Genomic DNA, 13,441 nt, shown 5'->3' on the forward strand with positions numbered 1-13,441 from the left:
GGGCGGCGGCAAAAACTGAGTGCAACACCTGACCTTTCCGGTACGGTGCTGCCCCTATGTCTTATACCGAACTCAGCGTTGAAGAGCGCGCCACCATTCAAATCGGTCGTACCCAAGGCTTCAGCCTGCGCAGGATTGCCTGCTTGATCAACCGATCCCCTTCGACCATCAGCCGTGAGCTGCGCCGTAACCGAGGTGCTTGCGGTGGCTACTCGGCCCGCCTGGCCCAGCAGCAAATGCAGGCCCGCCGCCAGGTTTGTCGACCGATGCGAAAACTGTTGCCGGGTAGCGAGCGCTTCGAACTGGTGACCCATATGCTGCGTGAGCGTTTGTCTCCCGAGCAGATTGCCGGCAAGCTGCGCAGCATGAACATACCCAACCTGCGAGATGCCTACGTCTGTCGCGAGACGATCTACAACGCGATCTATGCCCTGCCAGTGGGTGAGCTGCGTAAGGAGCTGATCATCTGTCTGCGCCAAGGCAAGACGACGCGCCGGCCGCGCTCTGGTGGCGTGGATCGGCGCGGCCAGATCCCCGAGATGGTCAGTATTCATGTGCGCCCGCCGGAGATTGAAGACAGGCTGATGCCGGGGCATTGGGAAGGCGACCTCATCAAGGGTAAGGCCAACGCCTCGTCCGTCGGTACGCTGGTGGAACGCACCAGTGGCTACCTGATGTTGGTGAAGATGAACGACGCGACGGCGACTTCGGCGCTGGAAGGCTTCAGCGCCGCGCTCAATAGCATGCCGCTGGCGATGCGCAAGAGCATGACTTACGACCAGGGCCGGGAGATGGCGCGACACGCCGAGATCACCCAAAGAACCGGCGTGGCGATCTACTTCTGCGACCCGCATAGCCCCTGGCAGCGCGGCAGCAACGAAAACATCAACGGCCTGATTCGCCAGTACTTGCCCAAGGGCACAGACCTGTCGGTACATAGCCAGGAGGAGCTGGACGCCATTGCGCTGCAACTGAACATGCGACCGCGCAAGCGCTTCGACTTCAAATGCCCCATCGAGGTGATGGGAGAGGTCATGCAAAATGCCATGGCAATGCGGCATGATGCTCCGGCTTCAATTCAATAACCGTGTTGCACTCAGCTCCTGCAACCGCCGAGTATCTCTTGAAATCAGTATTATCTGTTGGGGTTTTGGGTACAGCGCTGTTGCTTTCGGGGTGTATTGTTTCGGAAGAGGAGCACCGCAAGTTAGAGGAAAAACTAGATATGGTGCAACAAGAGCTCCGCTCTACGCAGCAGGCGCTCGGTCAGTTTCGCTATATGGCACTCGATCCAGAATTGGAGTTTTCTCTGTCAGATCAGGAGTTTTCTGACGCAGATAATAAATACTCCAGCCCGACCGTAAAATTCAAAGCGAACCTCCGCCAAACAAACAATGACTTCCCTTTGGATAATTATGAAATCCTGATCGGCTTCTCGGTTCTTGCTAACAATGACCAAGAGATAAGTGAGTTTACCGTCAACTCAACAGTAAAAAATGGCGTTCTAGCTTTAGCAGAAGAGAAGAGCCTGTATAGCCTCAAAAACAGGAGCTTGGAGGGCCTGCGGCTAACCGTAAAAGATTACGCTTGGTATCCAACTCGCAGCTTCGAGCCCAAATAATGGTTAACAATTGCAGGCACGGCGACACCCATTACATTGCGCCTTCCGCTCCATCCCATGGGTGCGCATGCTGCAGGCGTTAAATTGGAGCGGTATGACCACCACAATATTACTCACCATTTTATCTTGCTGCGCTGGTTTTGTTGCGTCGGCATGTTTTGCTTTCGGTTCAACATTCAACAATGCGCGGAAGCTTGCCGCACTATCACGCCAGACATGGAAAGCAAATGAGCAGCTTCTTGAGTCTACTGTAATGCAGTCCGCTCAATACATGACCGGCTCAATTTTTTGCAGTTTTCGGGCATTGGCTTCGCTATCGCTCCGCAACTGCGCACTGTCAAAAGCCGGGTTGCAGCGCCCTGTTTTACAAGAAGTAAATTAGAGGGGTAAAAAGGTGAGAGAATTTCTCTCACCCTCCCTGACTGCGATCAGCAGGCTGCGTCAGCGTTTGTTGCTCCGGCTGCCCACAGGCGCGATTAGCGGGTACGGCGACATCCATCATTTTGGGATTCGGCAGATTCAGATTGCTCATCAACTCCACGTAGGCCTGCACATCCTTCACTTGCAGGCGCGGGTTGTGCGCCTTTTCTTCATCAATCGTACTCATGGTCCAGCCCTTATAGTCATGGGCGGGATACACCAAGGTATCGCCGGGCAGTTGCAGCAGTTTGGCAAATAAGCTGTGGTATTGATCTACCGCGCTGCCGTTTTGAAAATCCGTGCGACCGGTGCCGCGAATCAGCAAGGTATCGCCAGTAAATGCGTAAGTTTGTCCCTGATGACGCAACACAAAGGTGTAAGAATCGTCGGTATGACCCGGTGTAAACATCGCTTGCAGCGTGAGCTTGCCAATCGTTACTTCATCACCATCGCTCAGCAATTCAGATACGCAGCTGGATTGCGCTTTTTCACCCAGCAAGGTGATACACCCGGTAGCATCGCGCAAATCACCGGCACCGGTTACGTGATCGGCGTGCGTGTGCGTATCCAGAACATAAACCAGTCGAAGATTCAGCTCGTCCAGCAACTGCAGATATTTGGGCACCTCTTCTTTGACGGTATCAATCAGTGCTGCCTCGCCGGTTTCGCGGCAACCAATGAGGTAAGTGTAAGTGCTGGATTCTCGTTCAAACAGTTGGCGAAAAATCATAAGTCACCTCATGCAATATCAATAACAGGGTTTAGTCTTCAGCTGGGTGTAAACATCACTGGCGCCAGCTTTTGTATCAACGTTAACAGCGCAATCATTAACAGCGTCAGGGCAAATAATTTTTGCAGCAGTGCGTTAGCGATTCGGTGACTGACCTTCTGCCCTGACCACATTCCAATCACCCCGCCAAATACCACCAGCGCCAGCAGCGAAACATTATTTTGCTCGCTCAACAGCAGGTGACTAATAAACCCCGAGCTACTGACCAGCGCGATAACCATCAGCGATGTGTTAACCGCCTGCGCCATACTGATAGGGCTTAACGCCAATAACAGTGGCACGATCAGAAAGCCACCACCGACACCGAATAAACCGGACAACAAACCGACCACCACACCGCCGATCAACAATCCACTGACGCATCGCGGCCGTAATTCAAACTGTCCACTCTGACTCAGGTTACACAGCAGCCCCGGCCGCTCGGTGTGCGAAAAATCACCGGCGCGAACGATGGTCGCCGCTTCAGGATCACGCACCGCGCTGTACCACATACGCAGCGCAATAATTAGCGCCAGCACACTGAAACCCACTACGAGCAGCTGTTCATCAATCCGCAATCCCAGCCATTTTCCGAAAGGTGCGGTGAGCGCACCCACCGTGGCCAGAATGACGCCGGGCTTCCATAAAATCGGATGCTGCTGAAACCCGCCCCGCAGGCTGCCATATAAGGTGCTGGCGGCGACCGTGCCTAATGACAGGCCCACCGCTTCGGTCATAGGCAAACCGGCGAACATCAACAAAGGCACCGCAAAAACCGATCCGCCTGCGCCGGTCAAACCCAGCACCAAACCAATCACCAGCCCGATCAGGATCAAGGTCATCATGAGTCGACTCGCTGCTTATTTATTCCAGGGCGCGCGGGCCAGCAATTTGCCCATCAGGCAGGCATTGGTTACGCCCGCAAAAATCAGCCCCGCGCCGACAAATGCCGAGAGTCCGTAAAAGCCGGCGTGAACCCAGGTTCCTAACACGACACCCACTAAAACCAGTGTTCCCGCCACAATACGCACCTGCTGTTCAAGTGACATTGGCTTTGTTGTCGCGCTCTGCGTCACGGCGATATTGCACTTTTGCACTTCGTTCATGCCGCCTTCAATCACGCACAGTTCCAGATCAACTTTGCCTGTCAATTGCTGCGCCGCCTGTTCCGCCCGCTTACCGCCCTGGCATAACAGATAAACACAAGAACCCTGCTTGCCCGATTTTTCGAGCTCGCTGCGCAAACGCTCCGGCGTCAACTCGTGTAGTGGAATATGCAGCGCTCCGGGCAAGCCCGCCGCCGCGACTTCGGGTGCGGTGCGCACATCTAACACGCACAGCTCGGCAGAGGCATTGGTTAACAAATCTCTCGGATGAATACGTTTCATACTTACCTCTCCTCGGTGGGACAATAAATGGATTGCAACACCGTAATAATTTTGGTCGCGGCATCACCCTTCAGACGGTAATACACCGTTTGCGCTTCTTTGCGCGTCTCGACCAATTCAGACTCGCGCAAACTGGCCAGGTGCTGAGACAGAGCCGACTGACTCAGCGGCACCCGCTCATTGAGTTCGCTCACCGACATTTCGCCACCGACCAGCGTGCACAAAATCATCAAACGATTTTCGTTCGACAGCGACTTCATCAGCGCCGCCGCAGCGCGAGCGTGCTCACGCATAGCGGCTAGACTTTCACTTGTAATCATCAATGCACTACCTCAGCGTAAATCGATATTTTAGTATATTAGCAATTAATAAATTAGCAAGTACTAATGTATTGATCTGCATCAAGCCAGTGCTAAACAGGGCAATTTACTTTCTCGCCACCTTGCGCGGGACTCACTCCAAACCCGGCCGCTAAAGCCGTATAATGCCCGCCTTTTCTCGATGACTGTTCGCACCCGCATTGCTCACTCTCCCACCGGCGATCCACACGTCGGCACCGCTTACATTGCACTGTTTAACCTGTGCTTCGCGCGCCAGCACGGCGGCCAGTTTTTACTGCGCATCGAAGACACCGATCAGACCCGCAGCACGCCAGAATCGGAACAGGCAATATTTGACAGCCTGCGCTGGTTAGGTCTGGAGTGGGATGAAGGGCCAGACATGGGCGGCCCACACGGTCCCTATCGCCAAAGCGAACGCATGGACATCTACGGTAAATACGCCCACGGTTTACCTCACACCGTACTGTCGGTGATAAAGGATACGGATTAATGGCAGATAGGATGGTTGAGCTGGCTTCTTCACAGCCTGGGTTTCTCGGCATTGAGTCCGCAAGAGAAGAGGTCGATATAACCGTTTCGTACTGGGCCGATATCGAGTCAATCACAGCATGGAAGGCTAATGTTGAGCATCGGGAGGCACAGGAGAAAGGTCGTAGAGAGTGGTATTCTGATTTTAGAGTAAGAATATCCAAGGTTGAGCGCGAATATGGCATTTAACAAGCGCAAGCAGTCAGAAATATTTTCCGTTCCTTGTTTTGCGGTTTAACGCTACGCTACCGCAAAACAATCCACTCCAAATATTCCGCTGTTGCGGGCGTTATGAAGGCCAAGGAGGTTCGGGTTGTGATTCATGATTGCCCTTCTTGCTCACTCGCAGAGGCATGGTTTGAAGAAGATGGCTCTGATATCTATCTCAACCTGAACCGGGTGGCGACTGAAGAGGACCTCGAAATTGACCATTATCTTGAGTACGAAGGTCAAACAATCGAGACTGTAAAAATTCTTGTGGCGTTCTGCCCATATTGCGGCCAGAAACTCGGAAGTTCTGATCGAGTAGTCGTTCCGCAGTTTCAGCACCATAATTTTGGCGGTAGGAAATGAGCGTTCATAACCAAGCGCATCACTACGCAGCCTTCGGCTGCCGGATGCTCGCAAGCTCGCACCGGTGTGCGCGGCGTTATGTGATGGTAATAATCGAGTTTAGAGCATGGCCATAAGTGAATTTGAAGTAAAGCGCTGCGAAAAGGAACTCGAAAAATTCCTGGAAGAAAAGCGACCTCCGGCTCATGTTCGAGCGCAGGTTGACCTGGACTATCGCATCTCGGGCCAGAGTGTCGAGATATTCGAAGTCAGGCCAAGTTTTCGAGACCCTAGCGAGAAGACAGAGATGGCGGTTGCTAAAACAACCTATGTGAGGTCCCAGAAGGCCTGGAAGGTGTACTGGATGCGGCAAGACCTAAAATGGCATAGCTATCCTCCGGCCCCGCAGGTACGGCACTTTGAGGAATTCCTTTCCTTAGTCAAGGAGGATGCAAACGGATGTTTTTTCGGGTAGCAAAATCACATAACAATCACATCAAGTCCGCTCACTTCGTTCGCCCGACGCTCGTACCTCGCGCGGCTTATGTGAAGCGTTAGGGATCCGAGTTACCCACATTCAGTAGACACCTTCTATAGTTAGGTAGCCCCTAGCAGGAGGTGCATCATGACCAAGAAGCGGCATGCATATACTGAGGAATTTCGCAGGGAAGCCCTTCCAGGAGGATATCTTCGCTGTAAACGCTGCATAACTACCATCCCCGAACGGGGATTCTCTCCGCTAGAACAATGAGCGTCATTATGGAAGCTGCAAAACTTCAGAAACATTGATCGGCAGGGTTACCTTTCATGCAGACGCTGGAGTCAACCTCACTCCAGCGCGCTCGGATGGCCTTACAGCCAGACGCTAAACGTTAGCTCTGTGGTTTGATCAGGAACTTCTCTCCGGTAGCCTGTTTGCCGTAAACCGAGATCGCATCCAGTTGTAAGGCACCGGCCAGGGATACTTCGTGAGTGTAGTGACTGGCGAACGTGGTCTTGATCTCGGCGGCTATGCGTTTGCGCATGGCGGCGGCGGTGTCCTTGCCCAGCTTTCCCAACGCATTGAATAGCAAGAAGCCGTTCACACCCCAGGCAAAACCGAAGCTGCGGTTCAGAGTAATCGGGCCGCGATCAAGGCCCCCATAAATATAAACCTGTTTATAGATGTCAGATCCGTACACGCTGTATTCAGTCATGTTGCGAGAAACGGCGGCTTCCATGCAGGTGAGAATATCGCTGGCCAATCTACCGCCACCTATAGGGTCGAAGGCGATGGTAGCGCCGGTTTCGATAAGTGCTTCGGTCAGGTCTGCCATAAAGCTGTCGCTGCTGGAGTTGACCACGTATTTGGCGCCCATGTCGCGCAGCAAGGCTTCCTGTTCCGGCTTGCGGACGATGTTGACCAGGTCTATGCCGTCGGCGATGCAGATGCGGTTGAGCATTTGTCCGAGGTTGGAGGCGGCGGCTGCGTGAACGATCGCCTTGTGACCTTCAGCTCGCATGGTTTCTACCATGGCCAATGCAGTAAGCGGATTAACAAAGCTTGAAGCGCCTTCGGCTGCCGTCGTACCCGGCTCCAGTTCCAGACAGCTTTGAATATTGGCACAGAGATATTTGCGGTAGCTGCCACCGCCAATGAACGCAACGGTTTTGCCCAGCAGGCTTTGCGCAGCGGCTGATGAGCCAGCAGCGACGACTGTACCGGCTCCTTCGTTGCCTACGGGTATAGACTTGCCAACCCGCTTTTTAACGGCACCCATGAACTTGGGCGGAACATCGGCACTGATGACCGGGCGATCGGCGCTACCGGATTGGCTGGCGGTTGTCATATCGGCCGCGCTGAACATCACTCCCAGGTCAGACGGGTTGATAGGAGCGGCTTCGATGCGGATGACCACTTGGTTCTCGCCCGGCTGCGGGATCTCAATCTCGCGCAGGGCCAGTTCCAGTTTGTTGTCTTCGCTAATGGTCGAAGTGAGTTCGATGTTGGTATCTGTCACTTTTTTCTCCTGCAAAAGTTGTGTGGTCTGGTATTTCGCTAACCGGTGTTACCGCACAAGATGCGGGGCAAGCCCTTAGCGCTTGCGTGATCCGCCGCTCCGCGGCTACAAATCGGTACGTGTGCCGAGCGTTACAGCATTAAGGCAACATAGCAAGATTCGGGTCGGCAAGCTCGAATCGGCCTCTTAGTATCGTTTCTGTTCCGGTTAGATCCCCATCCATCAAGAACAGAGTCAAAGAGGTCAATTATATGAGTACCCTCGAAAATAAGGTCGCTATTGTTACTGGCGCCAGTGCAGGCATTGGTCGTGAGTCGGCTACACAGCAGGTATGCCGGGGATGGCGGCATATGCAGCTAGCAAGGCAGGGCTGATTGGCCTGACTCAAGTGCTTGCTTCTGAGTATGGTTCCCATAACATCCGGGTGAACGCGCTTTTGCCGGGTGGAACTGATACAGCGGCGGCACAGGAATTTGCGGATACTCCTGAGGCGAAAGAGTTTGTATCCAATCTTCACGCGCTCAAGCGTATCGCGCAGCCTGAAGAAATTGCCCGATCAGCGCTTTACCTGGCTTCCGATGCTTCCAGTTTTACTACTGGGTCAGCGATGCTGGTAGATGGCGGCATATCCATAAATCGTGTCTGAGAGGCGGTGCCACATGTCAGACTATGACCGAATCGCGAGCGCTATGACTTATCTTGTGAATAGGGCATCTGATCAGCCCAATTTGGAGGAAATAGCCGCCCATGTGCATTTGAGTCCTTATCATTTTCAGCGGCTCTTTTGTCGTTGGGCAGGCACGACACCGAAGCGATTCTTGCAGGTCCTCACATTGGAGCGAGGTAAAGGACTGCTGGATAAGTCTAGTTCTCTGCTCGACGTCTCACATGAACTTGGGTTAAGCGGCAGCTCAAGGTTGCATGACCATTTTGTGCAGCTGGAAGCAGTCACGCCTGGGGAATACAAGAACCGAGGAAAGCAGCTAAAAATAGAGTACGGCGTACATTCTACCCCGCTGGGGGCCCTGTTTGTGGCAGTGACCCCGCGTGGTGTGTGTCGGGCGGGATTCATGGACTTCAACAGCAAGGACGAACTGCTGGATGACCTTCGTATTGCTTGGCCATTCAGCTCAATCACAGAAAGCACCTCATCTACGCGCTATGTTATCGATGCTATTTTTAGCGGCAATGCCGGCTCCAAGGAGGGTCCGCTTTCGCTCCATGTGGCAGGGACCAATTTTCAGATCGCCGTATGGCGTGCGCTGCTGAAAATACCTCCGGGCACCGTGGCTAGCTATGGCCAAATAGCGGAGTCATTGGGCGCCTCTAATGCTGCAAGAGCCGTCGGTAATGCGATTGGCTCGAACCCGGTCGCTTTGCTGATTCCCTGTCACCGGGTTATACAGAAAAGTGGCGCGCTTGGTGGATATCGCTGGGGTCCCACAAAGAAACTGATGGTACAGACTTGGGAAAGAATGCAGGATGAGCCGCCTAACAATTCGTTTGAGCCGCCTCCGCGTCCCGACGGGCCTTAACTCAAGCGTTGAGGCCCGACTTACATGCCCCCTTTATCCACTGCATCTGAAACGGTGTTGTCGATCAGCACGCCGCTTGCTTGCGCGGTGTCTTCAAGCTGCACATCCAGCGCCCGCTGGCCAGAGTGACTTGTAGGGTTGAGCTTAGTCGAGCTGCGGTGGCCCTCTCCCCGATGACAGCATGGACATGGTCACCATCACGACGCTGGGGTGCACTGCTACAACCCCAAGTACTCTGCTATCAAAAATGCTTCACCCTTGCCTTCATACTTGCCGAAATAGCTGACCGGCTCGCGGGCATCGTCTTCGATATAACCCACCTCGCAATCAATGCCGTATTGCTCGGCCAGCCTGTTGAACAGGTCCACTGGGAAATTAAGGTGAATGTTCTTCGTCACGGGCTGACTTATTCCCAGCTGCCAGTCTTCGCAATCGTCGCTCTCGCACTCGTTGATCAGCGTGACATTGTTGGCTGCATTGGCATCAACATATGCCTGCAAGGCCGCTTGCAGCTCCGGCAGGTTCTGCCTCAGTTTTTTCTCTCGCTTTTCTTCAAGGCGGTCGCAGGCGATCAGCAGGTATATAAGCATTTGAACTGTCCGGGTTGAAATTTGTGGCTACTTTACCATAGGGGCTTTGGTTTCCATGGCTGGCAAACCTTGGGTTCCTGAGGGACTTCTTTCCGGGAGGGGGTACTGTCAACTGGCTGGAGACTGCTTCATGCAAATCGTTGTGTTAACCCTGACATTTTCACTCCCAGGCTGTCGCTCGCTGAAGGAGAAGCGCCAGCGAATGGGTGGGATTCACGAGCGCTATGGGCGTAACCTGCGGTGGCCGTTTGTGAAAGTGGTGATCGTGAACGACTGGATGCAAGCGAATGGACTTTCGTTGTGGTTGGCACCTCGTCACAGGAACTGGACTCGCTGTGTAGCGAGATTGAAGACCGGATTCAACGTACAGTCGAGGCCAGGGTGACGGATGTGGTTCGCGAACGATTGTAGTGGTGCTGGTACTTGGCAGAGTAAGTATCTCAGCACTTTGCCAACACCGTCTTGAGCCGCTGAACCGACGCCCGTGCCTCTTCAGCCGTTGCAAAATTGGCGAACCCCATCAGCAAACCTCCCTGCGATGAGTTGCACATCTGCCAGTCGCTCAAGGCGTGAACCGCGAGCCCGCTGGTTTGGGCTGCCTTCGCCAGGGCCCTGTCGTCCTGCTCGGTGCGCAGATGCGCCAGGACATGGATGCCGCCCGCCTGTGGCTGGATATACAAGTGCTCCCCCATCTCCTGCTTCAACGCATCAACCAGATAGCCCCGCCGGGTTGCGTATAAGGCTCTCATTTTGCGCAGATGCCTGCCAAAGTGACCCTGTTCCATGAAGTCAGCCACCATGGCTTGGGGCAGGATGGAGCCTGAGCCGGAGCGGTGGTTCACCGCATCTCTGAACTGGCCGATTTGAGAGACAGGGACCACCAGGTAGGCCAGACGTAAACCGGGAAACAGCACTTTGCTGAAAGTGCCGGTGTAGAGCACTCGCCCATCGCGATCCAGGCTTTTCAGCGCGGGCAGGGGCCGGCCGTGGTAACGGAACTCGCTGTCGTAGTCGTCTTCGATAATCCAGGCCTGGCGATGGTTCGCCCACTCCAGCAGCTCCAGCCGTCGCGGCAATGACAAGGCAACACCCAGCGGACTTTGATGGGTTGGGGTGACGACGGCGAAACGCGCATGCGGTGCCCGGCGCTGACCGGTAGCCACGTTCAGACCTTCCTCATCGACCGGCACCGGTTCCAGGCGCATCCCCGTGCGCTCCAGGAACTGCCGGGCCAGGATATATCCCGGGTCCTCGTACCATCCCAGGTCACCCGTCTTCAATAGCGCATGGCATACCAGTTCCAGCGCGCCCAGATAACCTGTCGTCACGAACACCTGCTCGGGTGAACAGGCAATCCCGCGTGAGATTCCCAGATAAGTCGCAATGGCGCGCCGCAGAGGCTCATAGCCTGCTGGATCGGGGTAGGTCATGGCCGTGGTCTGCAACGAGCGCATAGTGCGGCCAGCCAGGCGCGACCAGGTCTTCCGTGGGAATGCATCCAACGCCGGTAAACCGAGCTGAAACGGCAGCACTTCACTGGATATCGCGTGCAGTGGCGGTGATGCAGGAGCGGTAGGCTCTGACAGCTTGGCGTGATCTGCGGCCAGGCTCTCCAAGCGGGGCGAGATGATGGTTCCCGCGGCACCACGCGTCACGAAGTAGCCTTCGTTTGCCAGCATCTGATAGGCCATTTCGACTGTGCCACGCGCCAGGGTTAACTCACTGGCGAGGTTGCGCACGGACAGCACGCGGTCTCCAGGACGGAGTTTGCCAGCGGCAATCGCCTCCCGATAGCGCCGATACAACTGCAGATAGAGCGGCACGCCCTGTTCCTGGCTCGGTCTTAGGTGCTGCAAGTCCATATCGAATGCCCCATTAAATTAGTCAATTCTTGCACCTACCTGCTGGGTCATGATTTTCCTACAGTACTGTCCATGCAACAAGGATCTTCACCTGAGGAAAATCTACATGAGTACCCCAAAACGTTTGCCCTATCACACGCTCTCTCCCGAGGCCTATCGCGGGCTCGGTGCTACGAAAGCAGCGCTGGAGAAAAGCAGTCTCGGTATGGAGCTGATCCAGCTTGTATGGCTGCGAATGTCGCAGATCAATGGCTGCGCTTTCTGCCTGGAAATGCATGCGCAAGCACTGCGTGCCGACAACGTTCCAGATGCCAAGCTCGACAGCGTGGCGGGATGGCGCGTGAGTGATCGTTTCAGCGAACGTGAGCGTGCCGCATTGGCTTGGACTGAGGCCCTGACGCACGTAGATCGCACGCATGCACCCGACGAGGATTTCGAGCCGCTCAAGGCGTATTTCAACGAGGTTGAAATTTCCGACCTGACCTTTGCCATTGCCTTGATGAGCGCATTCAATCGCCTGGCGATCGGGATGCGCCAGTAAGTATCAGTGCACCCCCACAGCCGCCAGGTTCCTGGCGCGCGATTTGATTCAGGAGCATAACGCATGTCGAAACGTATTCTTGTCATAGGTGCCGGTTTTGCCGGTATGTGGAGCGCGCTGGGCGCCGCTCGTCTGCTCGATCAGGCGGGGCGCACCGACGTGGAGGTCGTACTGATTGCGCCAGAACCGGAGCTGCATGTCCGGCCCCGCTTGTATGAGCATAATCCCGAGGGAATGAAGGCATCATTGCAGGACATTTTCCAGGCGACCGGTGTTGCGTTCATTCAGGGGCTGGTCGAGCACATCGATGTGACGAACCAGCAGGTGAACATTGCCGGTACCGGCCTGGATACATCGCGTCGGTCCATCAGCTATGACCGCCTGGTACTCGCTGCGGGCAGCCGGTTGAATTGTCCGCCGATCCCGGGGCTGGCTGAGCATGCATTCAATGTTGACCAGATTGCTGACGCTGCGAAACTCGAGACACATATCCATGGTTTGGCCAGTCGGGCGGAAAGTGCAGGGCGCAATACCGTGGTCGTTGCCGGCGCCGGCTTCACTGGCATCGAGACCGCGGCCGAAATGCCAGCCCGCTTACGGGAAGTCCTCGGTCAGGATGCAGCAGTGCGCGTGATCATGATTGAGCGCAATACCGACGTGGGCCCGGATCTGGGTGCCGGTCCGCGGCCAGTGATTACCCAAGCGCTGGCTGAGCTGGGAGTCACTTGGAAGCTCGGCTCCGGCGCTGCTGGCATCGATGCGAAAGGAGTCACGCTCGAGAATGGGGAATATATCGAGGCTGATACTGTTATCTGGACCGCTGGCGCGCGCGCCAGCAAGCTGACCGCGCAAATCCCGGCGCAGCGCGACAACTTCGGTCGGCTTCATGTTGATCGTAATCTGAAGGTCAACGGCCTCGATACGGTCTACGCCACGGGCGACTGCGCCTACGCGGCCACCGATGAAGATGGGAATTACGCAATGATGTCCTGTCAGCACGCCATGAATCTCGGGCGCTCCGCAGGCCATAATGTGGCTGCAGATCTGATCGGTGAGGAGCCGATCCCGTATAGCCAGCCGCAGTACGTGACGTGCCTGGACCTGGGCCCCTGGGGCGCCGTCTACACGGAAGGCTGGGATCGCCAGGTAAAGCTGGCTGGTGCAGAGGCCAAGGCGCTGAAGACGAAGATCAATACCGAGTGGATCTATCCCCCGAGTGGCGATCGCGCTGAAGTCTTTGCCCTGGCGGATCCCAGCCGCATCGTTGTTGCTTGAACGAACAGAGCGGTCTTAC

The 13,441-nt window shown here is 55.2% G+C and carries 18 protein-coding genes and 2 pseudogenes; 13 read left to right on the forward strand and 7 right to left on the reverse strand.

The annotated features are described in order from the left end of the window. The first annotated feature begins 56 nt into the window (after positions 1-56). The 3 genes from BM267_RS14675 to BM267_RS16755 all read left to right on the forward strand — a co-directional run bounded on the left by BM267_RS14675 (position 57) and on the right by BM267_RS16755 (position 2,003). A complete protein-coding gene (locus BM267_RS14675) occupies positions 57-1,085 on the forward strand; it encodes an IS30-like element ISPsp7 family transposase (protein ID WP_022964810.1) in 1,029 nt (342 codons plus the stop codon). Between the two features lie 38 nt (positions 1,086-1,123). Beyond that, complete coding sequence (locus BM267_RS14680; RefSeq protein WP_143063091.1) at positions 1,124-1,621, forward strand: hypothetical protein; 498 nt, start codon at positions 1,124-1,126, stop codon at positions 1,619-1,621. Positions 1,622-1,715: 94 nt separating this feature from the next. Continuing rightward, the gene (locus BM267_RS16755; protein ID WP_143063092.1) at positions 1,716-2,003 is read left to right on the forward strand and encodes a hypothetical protein; all 288 of its coding nucleotides are present in this window, start codon (positions 1,716-1,718) and stop codon (positions 2,001-2,003) included. A gap of 27 nt (positions 2,004-2,030) precedes the next feature. Here the strand turns inward: BM267_RS16755 and BM267_RS14685 are convergent, their stop codons facing one another. The 4 genes from BM267_RS14685 to BM267_RS14700 are packed head-to-tail and all read right to left on the reverse strand — an operon-like array spanning position 2,031 to position 4,518. After that, on the reverse strand, positions 2,031-2,771 hold the full coding sequence (locus BM267_RS14685) for an MBL fold metallo-hydrolase (protein ID WP_051611372.1): 741 nt from the start codon (positions 2,769-2,771) through the stop codon (positions 2,031-2,033). 38 nt (positions 2,772-2,809) lie between these two features. Continuing rightward, the gene (locus BM267_RS14690) at positions 2,810-3,655 is read right to left on the reverse strand and encodes a sulfite exporter TauE/SafE family protein (protein WP_218144735.1); all 846 of its coding nucleotides are present in this window, start codon (positions 3,653-3,655) and stop codon (positions 2,810-2,812) included. A gap of 15 nt (positions 3,656-3,670) precedes the next feature. Beyond that, positions 3,671-4,198: a rhodanese-like domain-containing protein gene (locus BM267_RS14695; RefSeq protein ID WP_036992889.1), complete on the reverse strand. Its 528-nt coding sequence runs from the start codon at positions 4,196-4,198 to the stop codon at positions 3,671-3,673. Positions 4,199-4,200: 2 nt separating this feature from the next. Then, positions 4,201-4,518, reverse strand: coding sequence for an ArsR/SmtB family transcription factor (locus BM267_RS14700; RefSeq protein ID WP_036992888.1), 318 nt, complete (start codon positions 4,516-4,518; stop codon positions 4,201-4,203). Between the two features lie 181 nt (positions 4,519-4,699). Between BM267_RS14700 and BM267_RS14705 the strand changes: the two are divergent. The 4 genes and pseudogenes from BM267_RS14705 to BM267_RS17050 all read left to right on the forward strand — a co-directional run. Beyond that, positions 4,700-4,990: pseudogene (locus BM267_RS14705) on the forward strand (glutamate--tRNA ligase family protein); the annotation flags it as partial. Positions 4,991-5,040: 50 nt separating this feature from the next. After that, positions 5,041-5,256, forward strand: coding sequence for an antibiotic biosynthesis monooxygenase family protein (locus BM267_RS14710; protein ID WP_407920289.1), 216 nt, complete (start codon positions 5,041-5,043; stop codon positions 5,254-5,256). Between the two features lie 126 nt (positions 5,257-5,382). After that, the gene (locus tag BM267_RS16760; RefSeq protein ID WP_143063094.1) at positions 5,383-5,640 is read left to right on the forward strand and encodes a hypothetical protein; all 258 of its coding nucleotides are present in this window, start codon (positions 5,383-5,385) and stop codon (positions 5,638-5,640) included. 106 nt (positions 5,641-5,746) lie between these two features. Continuing rightward, positions 5,747-6,094, forward strand: a complete 348-nt coding sequence (locus BM267_RS17050; RefSeq protein ID WP_036992884.1) for a DUF3024 domain-containing protein — start codon at positions 5,747-5,749, stop codon at positions 6,092-6,094. 397 nt (positions 6,095-6,491) lie between these two features. On the opposite strand, the gene BM267_RS14725 is transcribed toward BM267_RS17050, so the two are convergent. After that, complete coding sequence (locus BM267_RS14725; RefSeq protein ID WP_036992882.1) at positions 6,492-7,619, reverse strand: zinc-binding dehydrogenase; 1,128 nt, start codon at positions 7,617-7,619, stop codon at positions 6,492-6,494. A gap of 331 nt (positions 7,620-7,950) precedes the next feature. Between BM267_RS14725 and BM267_RS14730 the strand changes: the two genes are divergently transcribed. Beyond that, complete coding sequence (locus BM267_RS14730) at positions 7,951-8,265, forward strand: SDR family oxidoreductase (RefSeq protein WP_211242612.1); 315 nt, start codon at positions 7,951-7,953, stop codon at positions 8,263-8,265. Positions 8,266-8,278: 13 nt separating this feature from the next. Then, positions 8,279-9,154 (forward strand): bifunctional helix-turn-helix domain-containing protein/methylated-DNA--[protein]-cysteine S-methyltransferase, encoded by an 876-nt coding sequence (locus BM267_RS14735; protein WP_051611370.1) that lies wholly within the window; start codon positions 8,279-8,281, stop codon positions 9,152-9,154. A 218-nt stretch (positions 9,155-9,372) separates the two neighbouring features. Here the strand turns inward: BM267_RS14735 and BM267_RS14740 are convergent, their stop codons facing one another. Further along, positions 9,373-9,744, reverse strand: a complete 372-nt coding sequence (locus tag BM267_RS14740) for a hypothetical protein (protein ID WP_036992881.1) — start codon at positions 9,742-9,744, stop codon at positions 9,373-9,375. A 130-nt stretch (positions 9,745-9,874) separates the two neighbouring features. On the opposite strand from BM267_RS14740, the pseudogene BM267_RS17020 reads away from it, so the two are divergent. Beyond that, a pseudogene (locus BM267_RS17020) lies at positions 9,875-9,964 on the forward strand (DUF503 family protein); the annotation flags it as partial. A 20-nt stretch (positions 9,965-9,984) separates the two neighbouring features. After that, a complete protein-coding gene (locus tag BM267_RS17025; protein ID WP_407920288.1) occupies positions 9,985-10,155 on the forward strand; it encodes a DUF503 family protein in 171 nt (56 codons plus the stop codon). 29 nt (positions 10,156-10,184) lie between these two features. Here the strand turns inward: BM267_RS17025 and pdxR are convergent, their stop codons facing one another. After that, on the reverse strand, positions 10,185-11,606 hold the full coding sequence (gene pdxR, locus BM267_RS14750) for a MocR-like pyridoxine biosynthesis transcription factor PdxR (protein ID WP_074781239.1): 1,422 nt from the start codon (positions 11,604-11,606) through the stop codon (positions 10,185-10,187). A gap of 106 nt (positions 11,607-11,712) precedes the next feature. Between pdxR and BM267_RS14755 the strand changes: the two genes are divergently transcribed. Next, on the forward strand, positions 11,713-12,147 hold the full coding sequence (locus BM267_RS14755) for a carboxymuconolactone decarboxylase family protein (RefSeq protein ID WP_074781240.1): 435 nt from the start codon (positions 11,713-11,715) through the stop codon (positions 12,145-12,147). 63 nt (positions 12,148-12,210) lie between these two features. Further along, positions 12,211-13,422 carry an NAD(P)/FAD-dependent oxidoreductase gene (locus tag BM267_RS14760; RefSeq protein WP_074781241.1) on the forward strand — a complete coding sequence of 404 codons (1,212 nt, stop codon included), beginning with the start codon at positions 12,211-12,213 and terminating at the stop codon, positions 13,420-13,422. The last annotated feature ends 19 nt before the right edge of the window (positions 13,423-13,441 follow it).

This window comes from Halopseudomonas bauzanensis (genome assembly GCF_900114735.1).
Taxonomy (GTDB): Bacteria; Pseudomonadota; Gammaproteobacteria; order Pseudomonadales; family Pseudomonadaceae; genus Halopseudomonas; species Halopseudomonas bauzanensis.